At 45.6% G+C, this 25,145-nt stretch carries 16 protein-coding genes; 12 read left to right on the top strand and 4 right to left on the bottom strand.

Translation table 11 applies throughout. The annotated features are described in order from the left end of the window. Positions 1-54: 54 nt before the first annotated feature. Entirely contained in the window at positions 55-1,542 is a 1,488-nt protein-coding gene (locus tag Q369_RS0116310; RefSeq protein ID WP_031528857.1) for a M61 family metallopeptidase, read from the top strand. Positions 1,543-1,567: 25 nt separating this feature from the next. Here Q369_RS0116310 and Q369_RS0116305 read toward each other — a convergent pair whose 3' ends face one another. After that, entirely contained in the window at positions 1,568-2,476 is a 909-nt protein-coding gene (locus Q369_RS0116305; RefSeq protein WP_031528856.1) for a TIGR01777 family oxidoreductase, read from the bottom strand. Positions 2,477-2,494: 18 nt separating this feature from the next. After that, positions 2,495-3,319 carry a lysophospholipid acyltransferase family protein gene (locus tag Q369_RS0116300; protein ID WP_031528855.1) on the bottom strand — a complete coding sequence of 275 codons (825 nt, stop codon included), beginning with the start codon at positions 3,317-3,319 and terminating at the stop codon, positions 2,495-2,497. A gap of 229 nt (positions 3,320-3,548) precedes the next feature. Here Q369_RS0116300 and Q369_RS0116295 point away from each other — a divergent pair, with 229 nt between their 5' ends. The 9 genes from Q369_RS0116295 to Q369_RS0116255 all read left to right on the top strand — a co-directional run bounded on the left by Q369_RS0116295 (position 3,549) and on the right by Q369_RS0116255 (position 15,836). Next, the gene (locus tag Q369_RS0116295) at positions 3,549-5,009 is read left to right on the top strand and encodes a M48 family metalloprotease (protein ID WP_031528854.1); all 1,461 of its coding nucleotides are present in this window, start codon (positions 3,549-3,551) and stop codon (positions 5,007-5,009) included. A gap of 241 nt (positions 5,010-5,250) precedes the next feature. Then, positions 5,251-5,676: a MarR family winged helix-turn-helix transcriptional regulator gene (locus tag Q369_RS0116290; protein WP_229206863.1), complete on the top strand. Its 426-nt coding sequence runs from the start codon at positions 5,251-5,253 to the stop codon at positions 5,674-5,676. 81 nt (positions 5,677-5,757) lie between these two features. Next, entirely contained in the window at positions 5,758-7,089 is a 1,332-nt protein-coding gene (locus tag Q369_RS0116285) for a TolC family protein (RefSeq protein WP_031528852.1), read from the top strand. 108 nt (positions 7,090-7,197) lie between these two features. Further along, complete coding sequence (locus Q369_RS0116280; protein WP_031528851.1) at positions 7,198-8,250, top strand: efflux RND transporter periplasmic adaptor subunit; 1,053 nt, start codon at positions 7,198-7,200, stop codon at positions 8,248-8,250. Between the two features lie 25 nt (positions 8,251-8,275). Next, the gene (locus tag Q369_RS0116275) at positions 8,276-11,401 is read left to right on the top strand and encodes an efflux RND transporter permease subunit (protein WP_031528850.1); all 3,126 of its coding nucleotides are present in this window, start codon (positions 8,276-8,278) and stop codon (positions 11,399-11,401) included. Between the two features lie 284 nt (positions 11,402-11,685). Further along, complete coding sequence (locus Q369_RS0116270; protein WP_157488212.1) at positions 11,686-12,459, top strand: hypothetical protein; 774 nt, start codon at positions 11,686-11,688, stop codon at positions 12,457-12,459. A gap of 333 nt (positions 12,460-12,792) precedes the next feature. Next, a complete protein-coding gene (locus Q369_RS0116265) occupies positions 12,793-13,539 on the top strand; it encodes a hypothetical protein (protein ID WP_031528848.1) in 747 nt (248 codons plus the stop codon). Between the two features lie 523 nt (positions 13,540-14,062). After that, positions 14,063-14,788 (top strand): hypothetical protein, encoded by a 726-nt coding sequence (locus tag Q369_RS0116260; RefSeq protein WP_031528847.1) that lies wholly within the window; start codon positions 14,063-14,065, stop codon positions 14,786-14,788. Positions 14,789-15,086: 298 nt separating this feature from the next. Beyond that, positions 15,087-15,836 (top strand): hypothetical protein, encoded by a 750-nt coding sequence (locus Q369_RS0116255; protein ID WP_157488210.1) that lies wholly within the window; start codon positions 15,087-15,089, stop codon positions 15,834-15,836. 81 nt (positions 15,837-15,917) lie between these two features. Here the strand turns inward: Q369_RS0116255 and Q369_RS0116250 are convergent, their stop codons facing one another. Then, positions 15,918-18,398, bottom strand: a complete 2,481-nt coding sequence (locus Q369_RS0116250; protein WP_031528845.1) for a glutaminase family protein — start codon at positions 18,396-18,398, stop codon at positions 15,918-15,920. A gap of 150 nt (positions 18,399-18,548) precedes the next feature. Then, positions 18,549-20,621: a protein-disulfide reductase DsbD family protein gene (locus Q369_RS0116245; protein ID WP_031528844.1), complete on the bottom strand. Its 2,073-nt coding sequence runs from the start codon at positions 20,619-20,621 to the stop codon at positions 18,549-18,551. Positions 20,622-20,806: 185 nt separating this feature from the next. Here Q369_RS0116245 and argB point away from each other — a divergent pair, with 185 nt between their 5' ends. Next, positions 20,807-21,592: an acetylglutamate kinase gene (gene argB / locus Q369_RS0116235; RefSeq protein ID WP_031528843.1), complete on the top strand. Its 786-nt coding sequence runs from the start codon at positions 20,807-20,809 to the stop codon at positions 21,590-21,592. Positions 21,593-21,815: 223 nt separating this feature from the next. Further along, positions 21,816-25,142 carry a SusC/RagA family TonB-linked outer membrane protein gene (locus Q369_RS0116230; protein WP_031528842.1) on the top strand — a complete coding sequence of 1,109 codons (3,327 nt, stop codon included), beginning with the start codon at positions 21,816-21,818 and terminating at the stop codon, positions 25,140-25,142. Positions 25,143-25,145 lie beyond the last annotated feature (3 nt).

The following is a 25,145-nucleotide window of genomic DNA, read 5'->3' as shown; positions in this document are numbered from 1 at the left end:
TTTTGGTTTATCAGATTTTCCCGCCGAGGCCCCTCTAATACTACTCGAACCTTTATGCATTATCACATTTCCGTAGCAAAGCCCCAGTCACACCTTATTCTTATTACTTATACGATTCCGGAAATTGACAATGATGTTATTGAAATCCAGCTACCTGCGTGGCGGCCCGGCCGGTATGAACTTCAAAACTTTGCCAAAAATATTCAATTTATCGAAGCTATTTCTGTCAGCGGTGATAAACTGCCCATTCATAAAGTAACCAAAGATCGCTGGCAGGTTGGAACAGCCGGTCAGAAAGAGGTCAGAATACATTATTCCTACTACGCAATCAGTCAGAATGCAGGTACCAGTTATGTTGATGAAGAGCTCTGGTATCTGAATTTTATCAACTTCTGCATGTACACGGAGGGCCGAATTTCGGAACCTTACCAGGTTCACCTCGACTTGCCGGAAGGATACACAATTGCCTGCGGCTTACCTTCTGCCGGGCCTAATACCTTGGCAGCACGCGATTTCTATCAGCTGGTCGACAGCCCGCTGCTCGCTTCCGAATCTTTGCAGAAGTGTGAGTACTATGTGCGGGGAGTGCAGTTCAAAATATGGATGCATGGAAATCTCAAACCCAACTGGCGCCGCATTGAAAGAGATTTCCGGTGCTTTTCACGTGAGCAGATTGCAACAATGGGAGAGTTTCCCGAAGAGGATTACCACTTTCTCAACCTGATCCTGCCAACTGCATTCTACCATGGCGTTGAGCACCAGAACTCAACTATGATCGTACTCGGCCCAGATGACGAGGGTGAAGGCTTATATTTTGACTTACTGGGCGTGAGTTCACACGAGCTGTTTCACGCCTGGAATATTATCCGGATCCGCCCGAAAGAGCTGTTACCTTATGACTTTACCAAAGAAAACTACTTTCGAACCTGCTTTGTAGCCGAAGGTTGTACAACCTACTATGGTGATCTTTTCCTGAAACGCGCCGGTGTTTTCACAGACGAAGCTTATGTGAAGGAATTGCAGGTATATATGAAAAGGCATTTCGAAAACAGTGCGAATGCATCTCAATCGCTGGCCGAATCTTCATTTGATCTGTGGCTCGACGGTTACGAAAAGGGAATACCTAACCGCAAAGTTTCAGTGTATCACAAAGGCGCCCTCGTCGCATTGATCCTCGATCTGTATTTACGCAAAAAAACCAATCACGAACAATCGCTCGACGACGTAATGCGGTTGCTTTGGGTTCGTTTTGGGAAACCATTCATAGGTTATTCCATCGAGGATTACATCGATATTGTGGAAGAAGTAGCAGGCGAAACAATGGAATGGTATTGGAAAGAATGCATTTTCACAAATGAGCCGCTTGAAACCCGCCTTAATGAAGCATTGTCGTTTGTTGGATTACAAATGTCGGTTTTCAGCAATGGAAATATTCAGCTGAATGTAATGGACGATTTCCGTGGCAAATTGCAAAGAGATAAGTGGCTGGCAACAACGCAGGTGCTGACGGCGCAGGAGGAGGAAGAGGAGGAGGAGGAATAAATGGCCGACGGCTGACAGCCGAAGTTCACTTTAAAATTTCCTCCAAGCTTGCCCGCAAATCCGGATACTGATATTTAAAATCTGTTTCTTCTTTAATCCTTTTACTGATCAGGTAGCTGCTCCCTAATACCACATTCGCCATTTCACCAAAAACGAGACGCAATGCAAATGCAGGAACATGCGGTGCCCATTGTGGCTTGTTCAGCACCTGACAGATCATTTTCGTAAATTCTTCATTGGTAACCGCATCAGTGATGGCATTGTAAGCTCCCTGCCATTTTTCATTTTCAAGCGCGTCGATGTACATATTGCAAAGATCATCCATGTGAATCCAGCTGATCCACTGTTTCCCCGAGCCAAGTGGAGCGCCAAAACCAAATCTGGCAGGTGCGGCAATTTGTTTTAATGCGCCTCCTTCGTTACTCAGTACAATCCCGGTACGCAGCTTCACGGTTCTAATTCCAAGCGCTGCGATCTTATCAGCAGCTTTTTCCCATTCAACTGTTACGTGTGATAAGAAATCCTTTCCTGGCGGGAAGTCCTCTGTATTTTTCACATCGCCGCTATCTTCACCATAGTAGCTGCTGCCCGAAGCTGATGCAAATGCAGCGGGACGAATATTCTTTTCCTTCAACTTTTCGGCTATCAGCTGAATCGTATCGACCCGGCTGGAAATAATGGATTTTTTCTGTTCGTCTGTCCAGCGCTTTTCTGCTACGCCGGTACCTGCCAGGTGGATCAGGAAATGCGTATTTTCCAGCGCCCCTTCTTCAATGTAGTTTTTTGAAATATCCCATTGAAATACTTTAACAGACGGAATCGGCTTCTTACTCCGGCTGAGATACGCTACTTCGTACCCTTTGGCGAGCAAAAGCTGTGTCAGCCGCCTGCCGATCAGGCCGGAGCCGCCTGTGATCAATACTTTTTTTCCCATATAAGGAGATGTAAAAATCTATACCGGCTGACTGTCCGGAGTTGTTAAACCATCTTTTGGTGCCTCCTGCTCAATTGCTTTGGTGACGCGATCTACCATTTCTTCCACGGATTCATCGGGTAAAAAGTGCATTGGCGCTTTAAAATGGACTGTCAGGCGTGTATTGCGTTTTTTAAACCGTAAGCCTTTTTTGTCAAAAGCTCTTCGAAAACCATTGATCACCACAGGTACCACGATCGGCTGGTGTTCTTTAATGAGGTGGGCGGTGCCCTTACGTACAGGGGCATACGGTCTGGTGGTTCCTTGCGGAAAGCTCACTACCCACCCGTGGCTCAGCCCCATTCCGATCCGGTCCTGTGCCGAGTTATCGAGCTGTCTTTTTACATTCTCGCCATTCGCCCGCCACGATCTTTCAATGGTAATCGCGCCGCCCATGCTGAATAGTTTGGGTAAAATCCCTTCCTTCATCGTTTCAGACGCAGCTACATAGTAACATCTCGCACGGGGCGAAAAGAGATAAAACGGCGGCCGGATCGTATCCTTGTAGCCCCATTTGGCAGCGCAGAAAATATGAAAGAATGCAATTACGTCAGCGAAATAGGTCTGGTGGTTAGACAGGAAAAGTACGCCATGATCGGGCAGATCGAGGAGCTGATCGCCGCCGATGATTTCTATTTTATTAACCGCAGTGTATCTGTAGTAAGTGAACCAGCCGAGAATGAATATCAATAATCTTTTGAATATCAAATAATTACCAAATGGATCTTTTTCGAAAATTCCAAAAAAGTCGAGCCTGACGAGCCACCGCGGCAGGAGACTGAATGTTGTCTTTTTCAAATTCATAGTGTCAGGGAAATGTACTTCAAAGGCGACAGGTTTTTTGGAACTGTTCATCAACAACTATTATACCAACAGATCGTAATTTAGGTAATAAGCGGAGTTAATAGGAAATATATTTAATTGCAGGTCCAACGGTCACACCAGCCGGAAGAATTGGCATGATTCTTTCAGATCTTCTAAGGCACAAACGTTTGGACCGACCCCTTTTATAACAATCATTTTTTGAGTTTGTATGAAAATGAAATTTCAATTTCACATTCTGCTTGGTCTTGCAGCAGCAAGCCTATTTACCGGATGTTCTAAAAATCCTGTCACGGGTAAAAAAGAAATTATATTCATGTCCAAAGAAAAGGAGATCGCGCTCGGCGCTGAATCACACCCTTCTATTGTGGCTACAATGGGTATTTACGACGATAAAAACCTGCAATCCTTTATCAATGAGAAAGGAAAGGCAATGGCGAACATCTCGCACCGCCCTGATTTACCTTATCAATTCTTCATTGTGGACTCGCCTGTCGTGAATGCATTTGCTGTGCCTGGCGGTTACGTATACTTCACAAGGGGTATCATGGCGCACTTCAACAATGAGGCGGAATTTGCAGGTGTACTTGGTCACGAAATCGGTCACATTACTGCCCGTCACTCAGCCCGGCAGCAAACATCACAGATCTTCGGTCAGGTAGGTTTGCTGGCAGGAATGGTGTTATCGGAAACAGTCCGCGGATTGGCCGAGCAAACGCAGCAGGCGCTGGGTTTGCTGCTATTAAGTTACAGCCGCGAGCACGAAACGGAGTCGGATAAAATCGGCGTGGAGTATTCCAGTAAAATCGGATACGATGCGAAGGAGATGGCAGACTTCTTCGGGACTTTGAAAAAAATCAGTGAAAAAGCAGGACAAACTATCCCGACTTTCCAGTCCACGCACCCTGATCCGGGCGACAGGAAGAATAAGGTAGATAAACTGGCTATACAATACCAGACAGAACACCCGGGCAAGTACAGTGTTAATCGCGATGCTTACCTGCGCAAGATTGAAGGCATAATATATGGTACGGATCCAAAGCAGGGTTTTGTGGAAAACAACCAGTTTTACCATCCTGAGCTGAGGTTCCAGTTTCCGGTACCGAGCGGTTGGCAGTATGAAAATTCGCCTGCCCAGTTTCAAATGGCTTCTAAGGACGGAAAGTCGATGATGCTTTTTGCGATGGCCGAAGGTAAGTCGCTGGAAGAAGCAGCGCAGACTGTTGTGAAAAATTACAGCTTGCAGGTTTCTGAGAATAATAAAACTACGATTAACGGAAATCCCGCCATAGCAATGATTTCGCAGCAGGTAGCACAGGCGCAATCCGGGCAAGCAGCTGCCAGTGCGATTCAGGTGGCAACCTGGCTGATCCAGTACGGAGGAAATATTTACGTGATCCACGGTGTGGCAGCGCCGGCCAACTTTGCCGGTAACCTGGGTACATTCAGGAATGTAGCACAAGGTTTCAAATCGGTAACCGACCAGAATATCCTGGGTCGTCAGCCGGAGCGTATCCGCATTAAAACAGTGCAGCGCGACGGATCTCTCAAAGATGCATTGAAAGACAACAATCAACCGGACAACAAAATGGACGAACTCGCGATCATCAACGGAATGTCGCTTTCGGACAAAGTAACCAAAGGAATGCTGATCAAGACGCTGGGAAGGTAATAGTAATAGAACTATTCTGCTTTTGTCACCCTAAGCGCAGTCGAAGGGGACGTTACTCACCATCAGTAGCGCCCCTTCGACTCCGCTCAGGGTGACAATTTTTTTTTAAAAGCCACTCACCTAACAATTTTCGCCATTCACAAAACTTTTTACCTGAGCATTTGGTTGATATGTCAACACAATATACATTTGCACCATCATGAATGCGACACTTAATAAATTTCCCTGTTTGAAAGATGAAATGAAAAACTCGCTACAGTTTAAGCTGGGGCTTGTTACCAAGACTGTTTTTAAAAGAATGAATGCGCAGCTCGTCCAGGAAGGTATTCCGGTATTGGCTGAGCAGCTGCCGATCCTGATGGTTGTATATTTCCAGGAACACGCAATGACGCAACAGGATATAGCAAACGTGCTGCAAAAAGATAAAGCGGGCATTCAGAGGTCGGTACAGACTTTGCATAAAGACGGATTTTTAAAGATCGAAAGTGATATAGAGGATAAAAGGAAGAATATGGTTTCACTGACTGCGAGCGGTAAATTTGTCTGTGAGCGCATTCAGGCGTTGGTAATCGCCTTTGATAACCAGGTAATGGAGCATTTTACCGAGGAAGAACGTAAGACTTTTATCGGCTATCTGGACAGAGTAGCTGAGGTCATCGAAAAATAAAAAAATTTATATAAATAGTTGATATGTCACCAGTAGACGTGTCAACTATTAACATTAGCCACAATTAATAAATCAGAACAAATGAAACGAGCATGGATTATTGCAATCCTCACCATAGCGGCAACTTCCGGGAGTGCCTGGGCGCAAACCCGGCTGAGCCTGAAAGATTGCATCGCTTACGGCATAAAGAATAATGGAAATGTCAAGATAGCGCAGTACCAGGAGAATATTGCTGTGCAACAGGGTAGGGAAGCGCTCGCGAGCTATTTGCCGCAGGTAGCAGGAAGTGGTGCGCTGGATGACAACATCAAGCTCCAATCTACTGTACTGCCGGGCGCGCTTTTTGGCGGGGAAGACCGACGGGTTGCACTTGGTACCAAGTACTCCACGAATGTTTCGGCGCAGGCAGATCAGGTGATCTTTGACCGCCAGCTGCTCGTTGGGTTGAAGGCCAATAAGCCGAATATCGAGAATGCGGAACTGAATTCACGCAGAACGAAGGAGAATATTATTTATAATGTAACTAATGCTTATTATCAGGTATTTGTAACACAGGCGCAGATTGATTTGCTGAGAGATAACCTGGAAAAGACGCAGCAGATACTCGGGACTTTGCAGCTGCAGCTAGACAATGGGGTTATCAAGAAAGTAGACTATGACCGTACGCAGGTAAGTTTAAACAATATTAAATCCCAGCTCACTCTGGCGGAAAGCAACCTGATCTTATCCCAAAATCAGCTGAAATTTCAAATGGGAATGCCGCTGGGCGAGCAATTCGTTTTGACGGACAATCCTCTAAGCCAGCCATTCAAATTGGTAGAGCCGGAAAAGCTGGATGTAGCTAACCTGACCGACTTTAAAATCCAGAACATCAATATGGAATTGCAGGCGCTTGAAAAGGAGCGGATCAAAGCCGGGTACCTTCCGAAGCTTTCTGTTTATGGAAGATATGGTGTTCAGTCGCTGGGCCAGAATCTGGGCGAATCGTGGGGTAACTGGTTTAGTTTCGGTGCAATTGGTGTCAAACTTTCCATTCCGATTTTTGATAGTTTCAGAAGAGATGCACAATACAAGCAGGCTGATTTAAATCTTTTGACCCAAAACGAACAGCTGAAATTGAACGTGCAGAATTATGAGCTACAAAATCACAACGCCACAACCCAGCTTCAGAAAGCAAAACTGAACCTGGTAAACGATGAAAGCAACGTGACTTTGGCCAAGGAAGTGTACGACGTAACAACCCTTCAATACAAAGAAGGTACCATTACGCTCTCGGACCTGCTGAACGCAGAAACTTCCTACAAAGAAGCCCAAAGCAACTATATCAACTCGATGCTGAGCTATTACCAAGCGAAACTAGGTCTCGAACAATCACAGGGTAGTTTAAATGCTTTTTATACGGGCTTGCCTTAAAAGATTTTAGGTCAAGAGAAAGTCATCAATTGTCATTTAGTTGTCAGTAAGTCATTTATAGTTTTTTGAAAGAACATTCAATCATTCAGTCATTCAATCATTGATTCCATGAAAAGGAAAATAATCATAATCGGCTCTATACTCGTAATCGGTCTTTTGATCGGGTTTCGTTTGGTAGCGAATAAGTCCAAGATGGACGCGAAGAAAGTAATGCCGGATAACAAGAATGTCACCATTCCGGTAACTGCAGTGGCGGTGAAAGAAGGCAGTACAAATCAGGACCTGATCCGTACAGGTAGCCTGATCCCGTTTAAGGAAGCCGAAATTATGGCGACTTCCGCAGGTAAAGTTTTGTCGGTTAAATACGACCTCGGTACCTACGTTTCACAAGGTGCGACCTTGGTGAAGGTGGATAGCAAACTCAAAGAGCTTTCACTGGAAGCAACTGAGCTGAACATCAACAAGCTGAAAAAAGACACCGAACGCTATTCAAAGCTTCTGGCGGGAAATGCAGCGACGGAAGTGCAGGTAAATGATACCAAGTACAATTACGAGAATGCATTGAACCAGGCTGAGCAAATCAAGCAGCAAATCAATGATGCTTCCATCGCAGCGCCGATCAGCGGCCGCGTGATCAAGAAGAACATCGAGCCGGGTGAGTTTGTAAACGTCGGGACTTCACTAGGAACGATCCTGGACGTGTCGCGCCTGAAAGTGCAGGTAATGATCTCAGAAAATGATGTTTATAAATTGAAAGAGGGTCAGCACGTGGAAGTAAGCACCAGCATTTTCCCTGATAAAAAGATCGACGGCGTGATCTCCTACATTGCGCCACAAGGCGACGAATCGCACAACTATCCGGTTGAAATCGTGATCAAAAATTCAAATCAACTGCGCGCGGGAACATTCGTGACCGTGGAGTTTAAGCAGAAAAGCAGCCAGAATGCATTGCTGATCCCAAGAAGTTCATTGGTTGAGAGCGTACGTAATCCTTATGTGTACACGGTGGAGAACGGCATTGCAAAACAGCGTAAAATTCAGGTGGGCCGCGAGCTGGGCGACAATATTGAGGTTTTGTCGGGTTTGAAATCAGGCGAAACGGTGATTACAACTGGCCAGATCAACCTCAGCGAAGGTGCAGCGGTTAATGTCACTAAATAGTTTTCATCAGTAAACGAATAAAAAAATGTCAATCACCGAAGTAGCAGTAAAAAGACCGCTCTTCATCATAGTAGTATTCACGGTGTTGATACTATTTGGTGTGATCAGCTATAAACAATTGTCCTACAACTTGTTGCCTAAGTTCGAGGCGAATGTTGTGAGTGTCATGACGACGTATCGCGGTGCAGCTGCGGACGAAGTCGAAACCAACGTAACCAAACACATTGAAGACGCCGTGTCGGCGATTGAAGGTTTGGACCAGATTAACTCAACTTCTCAGGAAGGCGTTTCTTCTGTAATTATCCAGTTGAAGCAAGGTGTAAGCGTGGATTTAGCGCAGCAGGAAGCGCAGCGCAAAGTAGAGCAGGTGATTTCATTGCTGCCAGACGATGCCGACCGCCCCGTGATCAATAAATTCTCGACTGACGAGATCCCGGTTTTGAGAATGGGGGTAACTGCAAACCTTTCGCCCTCCGCATTGTATGATCTGATCGACGAGAAACTGAAACCACAGCTTTCGAATGTTACCGGAGTAGGCCAGGTGACGATCATCGGTGGTACCGAGCGTCAGATCCAGGTGAATATTAAGCAGGATAAATTGAAAGCATATCGCTTGTCGATCGCGCAGGTTTCAGCAGCGATTAACAATGCCAATACTTCTTTCCCTGCCGGTCAGGTTAAAACACAGGCAGATCAGCTTTCCATTCGTTTTGACGCTAAGCTGACAACTGTTGAGAATCTGCGGAATGTAATTGTGGGCCGTAACAACTCGGGCGGACAGATTTTCCTGAAAGATATTGCCGAAGTATACGACGGAACTGCCGACGCAACTGCGGTGAACCACATTAATGGTCGCCCGTCTGTGGCATTGCAGATCCAGAAACAATCCGATGCAAATGCAGTAGATGTAAGTAAGTTGACGCGCGAGCGTTTGACGACTTTGGAAAAGCAATATGCTTCCGCCGGTCTGAAATTCAACATTGCATCCGACCAGTCGATTTATACATTGGCCTCTGCTGATGCGGTTGTATTTGACCTTGGGCTTGCGGTTTTGATCGTTTCTATCGTCATGTTGCTGTTCCTGCATAGTGTCCGCAGCTCCATGTTTATCCTCGTGGCCCTGCCTTCCTCCATGATCCCGACCTTCATTTTGATGAGCCTTTTAGGTTTCTCACTCAATTTGATGACGTTAATGGCGCTTTCGCTGGTGGTTGGTATCCTCGTCGATGACTCGATCGTGGTTTTGGAAAACATCAACCGCCACATGGAAATGGGCAAAAGCAGGTGGCAAGCCGCATTGGACGGACGTGCAGAAATCGGTTTTACAGCCCTTGCGATCACATTAGTGGACGTTGTGGTATTCGTGCCGCTTGCATTGACGCAAGGTCTGATCGGTAACATTTTGAGAGAATTTTCCCTCGTGGTCGTGTTCTCGACATTGATGAGTTTGTTCGTATCATTTACCTTAACTCCGTTGCTTGCTTCGCGTTTTGGTAAAATAGAGATTTTGGATAAAAACACACTTTGGGGCAAGCTGAATCTAGGTTTCGAAAGATTTTTAGATCGCATTAAAGACGAATACGGTCGCATTCTGACCTGGGTTTTGGGCCATAAAAGATACATTTTCATTTTGTCCCTGATCCTGATTGTAGGCTCCATTGCATTGGTTCCGGCGGGCTTCATCGGTGCTGCTTTCATGCAGCAAAGTGACCGCGGTGAGCTGAATGTGTCTATCGAGTTGGCGCCAACAGCTTCTGTTTACCAGACCAACCAGGTTGCACAAAGAGTAGAAAAACTGCTTTTGAGCAGAAAAGAAGTAACGAAAGTCTTCACCAATGTCGGCTACAGTAGCACCGGTTTGGGAACTACATCCAACAGTAACATTGCCGATTTAACGGTTCAGTTGGTTGATAAAGCCGAACGTGCGATGTCTGCCGAGGATTTTGGTACAGAAGTCCAAAAAGAAATTCTGCAAATTCCTGGCGTGAAAGTGACTGTTGCACCAACTTCGATCACCGGTAATGCCAACCAGGCGCCAATTCAGGTGGCTGTAAAAGGTACCGATATGGCGACGATCCGTAAAACTGCAGAGCAGGTGAAAGAAGTGGTAGCTTCAATCCCGGGTACTGCCAACGTGGACTATTCTGTGGACGATCCCAAACCGGAGGTAGGCGTGCAGCTGGACCGTGAGAAAATGTCACAACTTGGCATCAATGCCGCAGAAGTAGGAGCTGCATTGCAGACTGCATTCCGTGGTGACGACCGTTCGAAGTTTAAAGAAAACGGCAAAGAATACGATATTATGGTTACGCTGGACCAGTTCGACCGTTCCAAAGCGGACGATATCCGCCAGCTGACATTCGTAAACAGCGCCGGACAAACGTTCGAATTATCCCAATTCGCAACCGTGAAAGAGGGAATGGGTGAAAGTGTGTTGCAGCGGATTGACCGTCTGTCTTCAATCACCATCAACTCACAGGTGATAGGTCGCCCATCCGGTTCAATCGGTGCTGATATTCAGGCCAAAATGGCGAGTGTGAAACTTCCCGAAGGCGTCTTCATCGAATACCGCGGAGACCTGAAAAACCAGGCCGACGCATTCGGAAGTCTTGGTTTGGCGCTTGTACTCGGTATCGTGCTCATTTACCTGATTATGGTGGCGCTTTACGAAAGTACCATTTATCCATTCGTTGTATTGTTCTCGATCCCGGTTGCATTGGTCGGTGCATTAACCGCGCTGGCGCTTACAATGGAAAGTTTGACTATCTTCTCCATAGTGGGTATGATCATGTTGCTCGGTCTGGTAGCCAAAAACGCGATCCTGATCGTCGACTTTACGAACCAGTTGAAAGAAGAAGGTCACGCATTGAAGGATGCATTGATAGAAGCGGGTAAAGAACGTCTCCGTCCGATCCTGATGACAACTATCGCGATGATCGCAGGTATGCTGCCGATCGCATTGGCTTCGGGTGACGGAGCTGAGGTGAAAAATGGTATGGCGTGGGTGATTATTGGTGGTCTGACAAGCTCATTGCTGCTGACGCTGTTCCTGGTACCTAGTGTGTACTATGTGGTGGACAGGGTTAAGGAGCGGCTTGCAAATCGTAAAAAGAAAAAGCAGCAACGACAAGAACTTGTTTTAGAAGCGTAAGCTTGTGTCGCAAGCAGCCAGAGTAACGGCTTAATTATTAGTTTCCTCCTTTAATAACACAAAGATCTCCTCAAGGAGATTTTTGTGTTTATAGGCAAATCAAAATAACATGCAGGTTAGTAGAAATAGATGTAAGATCAGACTATACCTAGTTTCACTTCACCAAGAGGACGTTCCCGAAAAATAACCCTGCCGCTCCTACCAGTCACTTAATACGTTCTCATTCAGTTAAGCTTCTTCTTTTGTACGAGATAAATTATTGTTTAACTACAAAAAGTAAAAAGATGAAGCTAACAAAACTATTTCCGGTCGCATTAGGTATGGCCTGCGCGATGCTGCTGAGCAGCTGCTCAAAAGAAGACGCGCAAGCGCCACAACCGCTGGTTGAAGGTGCGAACGGACACTCGAATGCCAAGACGAATGCAGGGGAGGTGGTTCTTCCAACTTTTTCCCACACGATCAGCCCTGAGGTAAACTGGAATCTTTTTCCAAGAGGCTGGGAAAAAACATATCATCTAGGGAACACGGCACCAGTAGACGCGGGCTCATCTTCTTTGACCAGTCTTTGGGGTCACGCAAATAAGCCGTGGACTAAGCCACTGCCATTACTTCCGTCCAACGCGACGGCAAAATCAATCCTTACTGTAAAAAGTTATGGTACAAATACGACAACTTCGCTATACCGATCCGTTGTGACAACAACAATAAAGGATCTTATACCTGAAAAGACGTATTCTATTACCTTTTATGTAGCAAGCACAGTTCATGGTGAAATTCCGTTCAATAGTACAGATCTCCCTACTTATGCGAAAGCCGGCTACGTCAAACTATATCCCTATGAAAATGGATCAGCAATCGAGACAACGGTTGATTTGACAGGAAAAGAAGCACAGTGGGTGAAGAAAACCATTACATTCAAACCTACCAGAAATTATGCTATGTTTTTCTTCTCAGGCCTGACTCCTGCAGCTGGTAAACACTCCTATATCCACCTGTTTGTTGACAACAACTCAATTAAAGAGCTGGTGACCTTCCAGCCAGGTGTAGTAGTAATGTAGACTCACTTTCAGCTTACAAAAGCAGATGCCGTTTCAGTGTTACTGAGGCGGCATTTTGTGTTACAGTTTTCTTAATTCTTCGCTGATCCGGTGACTGGATCGAAATATAGTTATTGCCGCTTTCCTGATTTTAGATTCCATTTCCACGAACTATCTTGAAGAACAATCCCGCAATAATTACAATTCAGCAATTACAATTTACCTCTCCAAACTGCTTGAATGCCGCAGAATAATCTCAACAGTCCCTGTACTCACTGTAGAGGGTTCCATTAAAGCTTAATATCTTCTTTTGTAGCCGTTAACAAAACAATTGTTCACTTTAAATTTTTAAAAATGAGTCTCGTACAAAAATTACCCATCGGTTTGGGCCTTGCTTGCATGATCATGCTGAGCAGCTGCTCGAAGGAAGATGTACAGGTACCAACACAATCTGCAACAGAGGAAATCAAGAATTCTAACCTGCGAACATCAGGCAATGGTCTCACAGTAGGACAGACAGTTGTAAATGCATCCCCGGTTTTTCCGAGCACAAACAACTCAGTAGGCTTGAATACCTTTCCATTCTTCTGGAGTAACTGCCCCGGAAATCCGAATCCCGCTGCATACCCGAGCGGTACTTCAACCCTGTGGCACTTATGGGGCGATCAATCTATGCCTTGGCAGCTGGCCTTGCCAGAGTTTCCGTCAGATCCGACTGCACACTGTGTCGTGACTGTTACATCTGCCGCACTACCAGGGGCAACAGTTCATAAGGGCTCACGGGCGCAGACAACCATCAAGAATTTGATTGTCGGGAAGAAATACACTATCAAATTTTGGGTAGCAACAACAAAGCGGGAAGTAGGCACTACTTATGCAAAAACCGCAGTGGTATATCTTGGGCGCCTTGGTTTTGGGCCTACAACCATTTATCCCATCAGTTTAACAAACAAGAAAGCAACCTGGGTTGAGCAGTCGATCACGTTTACAGCTGCTAGCAATGAATTGCCATTCTCCATTGCAGCTTATAACGAGAAGGAAGGTCTGCTTTCATATGTTCATGTTTTCGTCGGTAAAAACGCGATATCACAAGTGAACTGAAAGAGTGCCTTAGTGTTTGAATAATTTGCGAATGAATGTTATAACAAAGGCCGCCCAGAATTTCTGAGGCGGCCTTTGCTTTTTAGTATCATCCTATCTCACTTCCACTTTTCCTTCATCCAATATTCTCCCACCACCTACCTGGCGCAAAATTCAACCAACTTTCCGTTCAACTTTCTTGTAAGTGTGAACGGTGAATTGCGGTGGCGATTTCCATTTACATTAACCTGCAGTAGCTTGATCAAGGCTTTAAGGTCTTGCTTGTTAATAATATCTAAAATCGGGCAAGCTTTTAAATTCCATCGATAATCACAGCCTCTTCCAGCCAGCTGGCACGAACTATCTTAAACAACAATCCCGCAATAATTACAATTCAGCAAATACAATTTACCTCTCTAAAAACCCCGATTGCCGCAGAATAACCCTAACCATCCCTGTACTCACTATAAGAGGTTCCATGACAGACTAGTGTCTTCTTTTGTAGCCGTTAGCAAAACAATTGTTCAACTTTAAACTTTTACAAATGAATCTAGTACAAAAATTACCAATTGGTTTGGGCCTGGCTTGCATGATGCTGCTGAGCAGCTGCTCGAAGGAAGATGTGCAAACGCCTGAGCCGAAAGTGGCAAGCGTCAACGAGCATTCCAACGAGAAGACGGCGTCGCCTCCATGGGTTTTTGGGACAAAGGGCTTTCCTGGCCAAAATATTCTTCCCGGATTTTGGGAAAGGAACGATAAGGTTGGTTACCCCAGTGATCCGACATTATATCCGGTAGGTACATCCAGTCCTTCCCATTTATGGGGAAATGCTTCAATGCCTTGGCTGCAACTTCCATCGTTAATTCCAAACCAGCCCTGGAATTCGTTTATAACAGTAAAATCGTCCACCGCCTTTGACGTAAAAAAACAGAGCAGGGTTAAAACCAAGATGGGCGGTTTGACGCCTGGAAAAAAGTATGCACTTAAGGTGTATGTTGCTACCACACTTCCGAAGATTCAAGGAAGAAACACACAGGTTCCACATTATGCAAAAAGCGCGGTTGTCAGCGCACTGTATTCAAATCAGACTCCTCAGGGGCTTGTTGTAGATCTTACAAATTCAAAAAATACCTGGGTTCCCGTTACCTTGAATTTCACAGCTATTGCGCCTGAAATGGATCTTACTTTCAGATCGAATTCTGCGAAGGAGGGAGAATTCAGTTATGCGCATATTTTCGTAGGAAGTGGCGTTATCACGCAGCTAAATTAGGAGGAATTCTTTTCTTTGGATCAATAAAGAGGGCCGTTCCAAAAATCTGGGACGGCCTTGTTCTTTGGATGTTTTTGTGAGCGGAGACCGGCAGTTAATTGTTCATAGAGTACGTATTTCTAGGCGTCAATCCCGCAATAATTACAATTCAACAATTACAATTTACCTCTCCAAACTGCCTGATTGTTGCAGAATAACCTCGGACGGCCCTGCACTCACTATAATGCTTTAGATCCCAGCGTAGTACTTTGTTTTGTAGCTAGGTACGAAATGAATGTTTAACTTAAATTTTATCAAAATGAACTTAGTACAAAAATTACCGATTGGATTTGGTTTTGTTTGCATGCTAATGCTGAGTAGCTGCTCGAAGGAAGACGTGCAAACTCCCCAGCCACAAATTACAGGTGTGAACCAAAGCTCGAACCTCCGAGGTGGGAGTTGGATAGATGTTTTGCCACAAATGCCCTCGACAACGGGTACATTGGGACTCGGGGTGTATGCGCCAGGATGGAGGAAAATTTATGATCAACTTCCAGCCGGCCCGCAACTACTACCTTCAGGAACTTCGAACTTTAAGTATCTATGGGGTAACCTGAACTCACCTTGGAAGAAGCCCTTGCCGCCGATTGCGGGAGTGCCTAGTACAGCCTCTTTCCTCACAATTGGAGCGATTCCAACCAATGATCAATGGTCAAATGCGGCAATCGGAGAAGCAAAGCTTCGTCACTTGAAGCCTGGCAAGAAATATGTCATTACTTGTTATGTAGCAAGTTCCATCGCTAGCGAATCCGAGGCTTATCCCCGAGTTATTATGATGCAAGTATCCAAGTGTATTTCGGACATTATGCCAAAAGGCGATTGCATTTTAAATGGCAGTGGCGCTATTCTAGTTGAAGAGCAGGGGGTTTGGTCAAAGCAAGAAATATATTTTGATGCCACTAATGCTGAAATGGCCGTTTATTTCCGTGCTTTTGCAAGCAATCTGGACGGTAAGACAGGGTATTTCAATGTTTTTGTAGATAATAACTCAATTAAGCAGCTGAACTAACCGATATTTTTGCTTCATCTTAGATAGGGAAGCGGCTTACATGGCCGTTTCCCTTCATTTTATATTGGTGTGATTAGGTGCTCACTTCCACTTCTCTCCCAAAACCTTCATCCAATACCCTCCAACAACCGACCGGGCGCGAAAGCCCACCGACTTTCCGGTGGTAGTTTCGTGCCAGTCGGAAAGTGGGATGCGGTCGGAGGTTTCTATGGCGTATTTGTAAACGGGCTTGATGAATGTTTCGAAATCCTTGGGATTCTTTGCCAATGTCGCTGTCCAGATGATCCAGTCGGATTTAGAGTACGTTTTGCGGCTATCGAGTGGGAGTCCGTAAGTTTGCTGTTTGGTCAGGTAATACTTGATTTCTTTCTCAGCTACGGTTTTTGGGAAAACGTTTAGCCCCAGGAGTTCATCCCATATCAAATTGTATTTCTGGCTCCAAGAATCCTTGTTATCGAATGTAAGCGCATAGTGATCGCCGCTGTCGGCCAGCTCCATCCACTTTTGAGCAAATTCTTTTACCAATGCATTTACCTCGGCTGCTTCCTTTGTTTCCCCAAGCTGTTCGGCCATTTTTGCGTAAGAAGCCAAACCCATTATCGCCTTGATCGACAAGTTTGCATTCCGCGCCAGGTGACCGGCGAAGTCGTCTGTGCAAAGCTGATTGGCTGGATCAAAACCTTCTTTTTTGAGATAGTTGGCCCAAACAGAAAGGACTTTCCAATGCTTTCTGGCAAAATCAATGTTATTCTCGGCTTTGCAGATCGCGTAAGTCAAGGTGAGCATGTTGCCGGATTCCTCTACGGGCATATCCTCGCCGTAAGTCTGTCCATTCGCGAGCGGGTAAGTGCCTACATCATGCGCCGCGAAAGGCTTCGTCCATTTGCCGCTTTCGGAATAATAGAAAATCGGTTCCAGCATTCCTTTTAACAAAGTTGGATTGTAAAGCAGGAAAAGTGGTGCCGAAGGGTAAGTCACATCAACTGTCCCGATAGAGCCATTGGAAAAATTTTCTTTTGACAAAAACAAAGGTGATCCTGCGGGATCCGCAACCAGCTTGTGAGCAGAAATTGCCTGCCGGTAAGCCAGCAAACAAAGTTCCGCGTATTCCTTTCCGCCCGCTTTGAATGCATCCTGGTAGATCATCTGATCCGTCGCTTCGCAGTCTTTCAGAATTTTCGCAAAGTCCGTTTCAGCGCTTTTAAGCTCGTCTTGAATTGTCTTATTACCCTCCTTATTCCACCACGGCAGCAGGTTTTTATCAAAATATTGAACGGAATACTTGTCGTCATAAGCTACCATTACGTGCAGGGACTGGCTTTCCGCATTCACATCCTTAGAGGCAAGTACAACGCCCATTGACTTGGTATCTGCATTTGCAGCCGCCGTCTGATTAGCTGTGATTGTTCCGTTTTTCGAGAAGGACTGGATTAGTTCAGCAGGTGAACCCAGCGCCGAACTTTTCACCGAAGAAGCAGGAGCGGCGAGATAGGCGTGGCCCCAGTCAATGCGAACGTCGTCGCCTTTTCTGCCCAGCAGCTTTTGTTCAACATTGCCGAGGGATAGGATCGTAAGTCCATTCTGGCTTTCACTTTTGCCGGTTACCTTCTGACTATTATCATTCACAGCCCAAAGCCCCGAAACTGAATTCAGAATCTCGGCAGAATGCGTTTTTGCATCAGTAGATTTCAACTCATAAACCACATAGTTGACCGGCCGGGAAACCATATTCAGGTCTTTCAGGATCAACGGCGCCACAAATCGCACTTTCAGCTCTACCGGCCCGGCTTCGAACTTGTAAATGCTCTGCGTGGCAGTTATTTCAAAGCTCTTTTGTGTCGCATTCGCCATTACATCAGGTCCTTTTGGCGCGATTTCGTCCACAATTCCTACGTCGATGTAGCCGGGTCCCGCGCCATTTTTACAATAAGCCGCAATTACATTCTTGCCTTTCCGGAGTGCCTTCCTGGCTGCGTCGCTGATCGGCTTTGGCTCGTAGTCACCTGTAAAACAAGGTGCGCATTCAAATGCCGAAACGCCATTGATATAAACCTGTACATCATCGTCGTGGAATATATTCAATGCAGGTTTCTCCAAATCCACTGTTGTTAACGTAAACTCGCGACGGTACCAAACTTCATTCGGGAAAATGGTTCCGGTTTTCAGCATTGCGTCATTCCGTTCTTTAGTGCCAAAAGGCGCATCGCCGGTCTTCCAGCCGCTATCATCAAAGTCTGTGTTATACCAGGTATCCGCAGGTTTTGCAGTGCTGAACTTCGCCCTGTATTTCGCGTCTTTCGCGGTGGGGAGAATGGTTTTAAAAACCGGATTAGCTGCTCCCAAAAACCGGTAAGTTTTCCCGTCAACACGGATCAGTCCATCCATCGGATGCGGCTTGCCAGTCCAATGTTTCGTCACGGAGCCATTCAGCTGATCACCAAATGACCAAACGCTGGTATATGGATCAATGGTAACAAGCGGGGTAGCCGGCGGACGGAAGGTTTGGGCAGAAAGTGATAAAGAGGTAACAAAAAGCAGCAAAAAAGACCAGTACTTAGTCATGAAGCGGTATGGTTTAAGAAACGATTCCGTCTTCTGAAGAAGACGGGCAATGAAAAGAAAAGATAATTGAGATTTCAAGCAAAAGCATCCTAAATCCATTTCCGTCGGCTTCATCCAACGGGAGACGGGATATGGGGTATGGGGACCAGTTTATTTTTTGAATGCCGCTTTCCCGCTATCCAAAAATGCGGCGAATTTGGCTGGATTTAGATCGTAATTTTTCGGGGCGACGAGCAGGTTGCCCTCATGATCAACCAGGCAATAATGCGGCTGCGCATTGTTGTTGTATTTTACAATTTGCAAGTCTGCATTCTGTGCGCCGATTGTCTTTTTGACTTTGTTGTCATATTTGGAAGTATACCATTGTGATTCCGGCAGCTCTGTTTTATCGTCGACATAAAGTGCGACAATCACATAGTCGTTCCGCAGTCTTTGCAGTACCGCAGGATCAACCCAAACCCTAGCTTCCATTTCGCGACAGTTTACACAACCGTGCCCGGTGAAATCTATAAAAACGGGCTTGTTAACTTTCTTTGCATATTCCAATGCTTCCTGATAGTCGAAAAAACCATTGAGCTCGTGGGGTAAATGGAAAAGATCGGAATACTTTCCGGCTATTTCGCTGCTGTTGCCATTCGCTGCGGCACCGGCATTTCTTTTATTTAAGTCAAAATCCAGAGATGACTGCGGTGGCAGGTATCCGGCCAAAGCTTTCAACGGCGCGCCCCACATACCGGGCAGCATGTAAATCACAAACGTGAATGTAATAATGCTGAGCAGTAGTCGCGGAACGCTAACTTTTTCCAAAATGGAATCATGTGGGGTCCTGATTTTACCCAACAAATAAAAACCGAGCATTGCGAAAATCACAATCCAGAATGCGAGGTAAATTTCTCTGTCCAGCAAACCCCAGTGGTAAACCTGATCGGCGATACTGAAAAACTTCAATGCAAGCGCCAGTTCCAGAAAACCAAGACATACTTTCACCGTATTCAACCAGCCGCCGGACTTTGGGAGCGATTTCAACCATTGTGGAAACAATGCAAATGAGGTAAATGGAATGGCAAAAGCAGCCGAGAATGCGGCCATTCCAACAATTGGTTTGACTACTTCGCCGCCTGCTGACGCTACCAGTAAGCTGCCCACGATCGGGCCGGTGCAGGAAAATGAAACGAGTACCAATGTAAATGCCATAAAGAAAACACCTGCATATCCACCCTGGTCAGCTTTCTGGTCCATTTTGTTGACAAAACCACTAGGCAGAACAATCTCGAACAATCCCAGGAACGAGAGTCCGAATACAATGAAAATGCCGAAGAACAGCAGGTTAGGCAACCAGTGCGTACTTAAAAAGTTAGCAAATGCAGGCCCGTTCAAACGAGAAACAACAGTACCTATCAGTGTATAGATAAGGACAATCGAAATGCCGTAGATGAAAGCTTTTACCTTTCCCTTTTCCTGGTTGGTAAAATAGCTGACCGTCATTGGAATGATCGGAAATACGCAGGGAGTAAGCAATGCGACAAGCCCCGATAGGAACGCTGCCAATGCAAATGCCCATAGCGATCCGTCTGCGGCATCATTTTCGGTGTTTGCAGAAGCGGTAGGAGCTTTGTCAGTAAGTATTGAAGAACCGCTGTCAGCAGTAGCTGGTGCAGGAGCAGTAACTACATTTTGGGAAGTGTCCGCGGAGGCAACAGTCGTTTCAGTGGAAGGCGTTTCGGATGAAACTGTGCCGCCGGCCGCCGCTACTTTCAAGCCTTTGAACTCGAAATCTTCTCCACCCGGGATACATAGTCCGGTTACGTGACTGCAGGTCTGGTATTCAGAAGTACCTTTTATAACAGGGTTATCTGCGAGGATTTTCACAGTTTGCTTGAAAACAGCTTTTCCTTCAAAATACTTTACATTTCCATTCCATACTTCTTCAAACTTCGTCTTCGGATTCTGCGGTTTAAGCTTCCCGACCACTTCAAAAGTGTTGTTCTTTTCAAAAGTGAAAGTCGTGAGCATTGGGCCCAGATCAGGATCAAAGTCGGAGGAGTACATATACCAGTCTTTATCGATCGTTGCGGTAAAAACAAGATCCACGGTTTCCCCTTTTTTCACGTCAGGCTTCGAGAATGAATAGCTCCATTGCGCCTTGGCTTTCTGGATCTGGGCAGAAGCGGTAAAGGAAAGAAGGAGGAAAAAGCTCAAAAAGAGGAAAATACTGCGTTTCATATCGTTTTGACGGACTGATATATTCGATGAAAGGACATTATCTATTGAATTAATAGAGTAAATGCCGGGTCTTAATTGAACGTAATTTTGCCAAAAAAATTCATCAATCGAAATTCCGGTTTCCCGCCGTACCGCTTTCTGCTACCTTTGTGCCCGCAAAATCAATTTCAGCCCAAACAGTTAGCATGTCACAGTCTCTATATATTGTTAAAATCGGCGGCAACGTAATCGATAATCCCGAAGCGTGTTCACGCTTTTTAAATGCATTTGCTCAGCTGGATTCCTTGAAAATCCTGGTGCACGGCGGCGGAAAGGTTGCTACGCAGGTTGCGGCCAAATTGCAGATTGAAACTGAAATGGTCGACGGGCGGAGAATAACCGACAAGGCAATGCTCGATGTGGTAACAATGGTATATGGTGGGTTGGTCAACAAAAACCTCGTTGCGCAATTACAGTCGCTGGGCTGCAATGCAATCGGCCTTACCGGCGCCGACGGCGGGATTATCCGCTCTGTAAAAAGACCCGTGAAAACGATCGATTATGGTTTTGTAGGAGATATTGAGTCAGTGAATGCAGGCCAGATCTCCGCATTGCTTAACAGCAGCCTCATTCCATTGATCGCCCCGCTTACTTATAGCGCGGAAGGGCTGCTGCTCAATACCAATGCAGATACAATGGCATCGGCCACGGCCGTGGCGCTTGGGGGGAGCTATAATGTAAACCTGATTTATTGTTTTGAGAAAAAAGGAGTGTTGTCCAATCCGGAAGATGACGACTCAGTTATCCCGAATCTGAATCCCGAAACTTACGCATCTTATAAAGCTTCCGGCGCTATAAATAAAGGTATGATCCCCAAGCTGGACAATGCATTTGCCGCATTGAATGCAGGCGTAAAGCAGGTGACGATCTGCCACGCCGATGAATTGCAGCATGCAACCCGCGCGTCCGCGGGTACGGCGATAACATTATAGACATTTTGCATCTGCTCCTGTAAGGCTGCTGCTTCTCGATGGTAATCGTAAGTAGTAGCCTTCTTTTCTTTTGCGATTTTCCGGGTTAGCAATAGATAATTTCTACATTATTTATCTTTTCAATACCTAATTCATAATTTTTTTTAATAACATTCGCCTTGATTAAAAATTAAATATTAAAATTGTGTTAATTTTAATCCTCAACTAATACGCAATTCCAACTATGCGAAAAAATTTACTTCGGCTTTTCGTCATGTTCTTGATGGTAAGCAGCCCTGTAATCGCTCAAACGGTGACTGGGACGATTAAATCGGGATCAGACGGCTCCACTTTACCGGGCGTTTCGATCCTTGTAAAAGGTACTACAAACGGTACCACCTCTGATGCGTCTGGAAATTTCTCGATCGCGGCAACTTCGGCAAACACATTGGTTTTCTCCTACATTGGCTACAAAACCATTGAAGCTCCTGTTGGAAACAAGACTGTACTCGACGTGGTACTATCAGAAGACGCTAACCAGCTTGGCGAAGTAGTAGTAACTGCACTTGGCATCTCTAAGGAGCAGCGTGCATTGGGTTACGCTACTGCTATCGTCAATAACGAGGCTTTGATCAAAACTGCTTCGCCAAACTTCGCAACAGCACTTTACGGAAAAGCGCCCGGTGTAACAATCAATGCAACGCCCGGTGGCGCTACTTCGGGTGTAAGTATCAACATTCGCGGTTTCAGCTCCATTACAGGTAATACTCAGCCGCTGATCGTTTTGGATGGTATCCCAATCCGTAACGGTGAGGCGCGTAACGGCGATTTCTGGGCTGACCAGCGTTTGCGCGGAAACGGTCTTCTTGACCTAAACCCGGCCGATATCGAAAATATTTCGGTGTTGAAAGGTGCTTCTGCTGCTGCGCTTTACGGTTCGGAAGCGGTAAACGGGGTTTTGCTTGTTACTACCAAAACAGGTAAAGGCAAAAAAGGGCTTGGTGTTGATTTCAATGCAAGCTATAATGTTGACAAAATCGCTTACCTGCCACGTTACCAGGATGTAAGAGGCCCGGGTTATCCTTTGAACTACAACAATGGCGGCCAGGATGCAGCAGGTTTCATTTACTATGATGTAGATGGAGACGGTGTAAAAGAAACGAGAGGCTTGCTCGGTGCAAGTGTAAACTTTGGTCCTAAGTTTGATGGACAGCCGGTTATGGCCTGGGACGGAAAGATCAGACCCTATTCTCCATCAGGAAACAGCTACGCAGATTTGTTCGAGAATGCGAGCAGCTCAAACATCAACCTTTCTATCTCGAAAGCGACTGATAATGCAAATATCCGTTTCTCGTTTACCCGTCAGGATAACGGAATGATCAGTTATAAATCTAAAAACAGCAAGAATATCGCGAACCTGAATGCGAGCTTCAACCTTAACAAAAAGCTGAAAACGGATTTGATGGTCAACTACGTTAATCAATATACTTACAACAGGCCCTTCAAAGTGGATCGTATGATCAACAACTTTACGGGTATGATGAACCGTTTTGAGTCGGCTGACTGGTACAATGACAGATACCAGACAAGTTTGGGCTACAAATTCGTAACCGGTGCGGGAACGCAGAGTTTAACCCCGAACGAAAACATTATCTACAATGGTTTTAAATCGGATATCGCAGATTACGTTTGGAATACAAGAAAGAACCAGTATTTCGAATATTCAGACCGCGTAATTGCAAGTATCACCCAGCACTGGGACATTCTTGATAACCTTAAACTGAGAGGTCGTATCGCAACGGACTGGACCAGCGAGAGAATGGAAAACCGCGAATACAGCACAGTTCCTCTTGCATTTGGTTACTCAGGTAACTTCGGAATGGACAACAACCTTTACAACAACGTATATGGTGATCTCCTTCTGACTTATACCAAGAAAATCGGCGAAGACATTACATTATCTGCATTGGGAGGCTACACGGCGAACAGAACACTGAACACGTTTGTCCAAAGATCTACCAACGGTGGGCTGAGCACAGAAAATTTCTTTGATGTTTCAGCTAGTGTAAACATCGCAAATGGTAAGCAAACCAGAAGCAGATACCTGCGTGATGCTTACATGGGAACGCTTAACTTCGATTATAAGAACCTTTTCTTTGTTGAAGGTACAATCAGAAGAGACCGTACATCTTCATTGGCGCCGGGCAACAATGCATTCGTTTACCCGTCTGTCAACGCCAGCTTTGTATTTTCTGATGCATTCGAGCTTCCACGGTTTTTTAGCTATGGTAAACTGCGCGGCTCTTTCGGTATTGTAGGTAACTATCCTGAAATCTATCGTGCGAACGTAGCATTTAATCAGGGTAATCTAAGTATCCAGCAGCAAGGTGGTGCGTCGGTTCTTTATACTTACATGACCGACGAGCGCGGCAATGACCTGATCCGTCCTGAGCAGAAGCGTGAATTTGAGTTCGGTTTGGAAACTAAATTGTTCCAGAACCGTATAGGATTGGATATCGCTTATTACAATGCACAGATCGTAGACCAGATCCTTCCGCTGAACATCGCAGCTACAACGGGAGCAAGAACCATTCTTGCCAACATCGGTACTTTGAGAAACCAGGGTGTGGAAGTTGCATTCAATGTTAGCCCGATCAGAGCTACCAACCTGAACGATTTCAACTGGGATCTTACTGTGAACCTGGCAAGAAACGTAAACAAAGTAGAGAAACTGGCAAATAATTCAACCGAATTGCTGCACGCTGACTACGACGGAAACGCTGCACAAGTAAGGTCAATTGTTGGTCAGCCAATGGGAGATATTTTCGCACACGGTATTCTTAAAAATAGCCAGGGGCAAAATGTAGTAGGACCAAACGGTCTGTACCAGCTGGACGGAGCAAACTGGATTAAAGTAGGTAATGCAATGCCGAAGCTGACTGGTGGTGTACTGAACACATTTAGCTACAAGAACTTCACATTGGACGCGGTAGTTGACTTCAGAGTAGGCGGGCACATTATGCCGACAGGGATCAACTGGATGACCTCAAGAGGTCTGACAAAGGAAAGTCTTACCAATATGGACAAAGAGCACGGCGGTCTTTCGTACTACGTAGATGCTAACGGAAAAGGAGTTCAGACGACAGAATCAGCTGGCCCTGCCGGACAGCCGGTTTACCACGATGGTATGCTAATGGATGGTGTAACTGCGTCTGGCGAAGTGAACACGAATGTGGTTTCTCAGGCAACTTACTACAACTCAACTTACAACTGGGGCGGTCCTCAGTACGGTAATGCACGTTACGAGCTGTATGTTCAGGAGAACACGTACTTTAAAATGCGTGAGCTTTCATTGGCTTACCGCCTGCCTTCCAACATCGGAAGGAAATTGGGTGCTCAAAATATCTCGCTTTCGGTTTTCGGACGTAACCTTTTTTTCCTGTACAGAACTGTGAAAGACCTGGATGCAGAGCAAACCAACATCAGTTCAAGATGGTATGAAAACATCACGAATGCAGGAAGTAATCCATCTTTCCGCACAATGGGTGTCATGCTGAGAGCCAGCTTCTAATTT

This window comes from Dyadobacter crusticola DSM 16708 (assembly GCF_000701505.1).
Classification (GTDB): Bacteria; Bacteroidota; Bacteroidia; order Cytophagales; family Spirosomataceae; genus Dyadobacter; species Dyadobacter crusticola.
Note: the sequence above shows the minus strand (reverse complement) of the source record. Positions and strands in the feature narration are given on the sequence as shown.

Coding starts and splice junctions, on each gene's coding strand:
- Q369_RS0116310 (WP_031528857.1), top strand. CDS start 55: ATGCATTATCACATTTCCGTAGCAAAGCCCCAGTCACACCTTATTCTT.
- Q369_RS0116305 (WP_031528856.1), bottom strand. CDS start 2,476: ATGGGAAAAAAAGTATTGATCACAGGCGGCTCCGGCCTGATCGGCAGG.
- Q369_RS0116300 (WP_031528855.1), bottom strand. CDS start 3,319: ATGAATTTGAAAAAGACAACATTCAGTCTCCTGCCGCGGTGGCTCGTC.
- Q369_RS0116295 (WP_031528854.1), top strand. CDS start 3,549: ATGAAAATGAAATTTCAATTTCACATTCTGCTTGGTCTTGCAGCAGCA.
- Q369_RS0116290 (WP_229206863.1), top strand. CDS start 5,251: ATGAAAAACTCGCTACAGTTTAAGCTGGGGCTTGTTACCAAGACTGTT.
- Q369_RS0116285 (WP_031528852.1), top strand. CDS start 5,758: ATGAAACGAGCATGGATTATTGCAATCCTCACCATAGCGGCAACTTCC.
- Q369_RS0116280 (WP_031528851.1), top strand. CDS start 7,198: ATGAAAAGGAAAATAATCATAATCGGCTCTATACTCGTAATCGGTCTT.
- Q369_RS0116275 (WP_031528850.1), top strand. CDS start 8,276: ATGTCAATCACCGAAGTAGCAGTAAAAAGACCGCTCTTCATCATAGTA.
- Q369_RS0116270 (WP_157488212.1), top strand. CDS start 11,686: ATGAAGCTAACAAAACTATTTCCGGTCGCATTAGGTATGGCCTGCGCG.
- Q369_RS0116265 (WP_031528848.1), top strand. CDS start 12,793: ATGAGTCTCGTACAAAAATTACCCATCGGTTTGGGCCTTGCTTGCATG.
- Q369_RS0116260 (WP_031528847.1), top strand. CDS start 14,063: ATGAATCTAGTACAAAAATTACCAATTGGTTTGGGCCTGGCTTGCATG.
- Q369_RS0116255 (WP_157488210.1), top strand. CDS start 15,087: ATGAACTTAGTACAAAAATTACCGATTGGATTTGGTTTTGTTTGCATG.
- Q369_RS0116250 (WP_031528845.1), bottom strand. CDS start 18,398: ATGACTAAGTACTGGTCTTTTTTGCTGCTTTTTGTTACCTCTTTATCA.
- Q369_RS0116245 (WP_031528844.1), bottom strand. CDS start 20,621: ATGAAACGCAGTATTTTCCTCTTTTTGAGCTTTTTCCTCCTTCTTTCC.
- argB (WP_031528843.1), top strand. CDS start 20,807: ATGTCACAGTCTCTATATATTGTTAAAATCGGCGGCAACGTAATCGAT.
- Q369_RS0116230 (WP_031528842.1), top strand. CDS start 21,816: ATGCGAAAAAATTTACTTCGGCTTTTCGTCATGTTCTTGATGGTAAGC.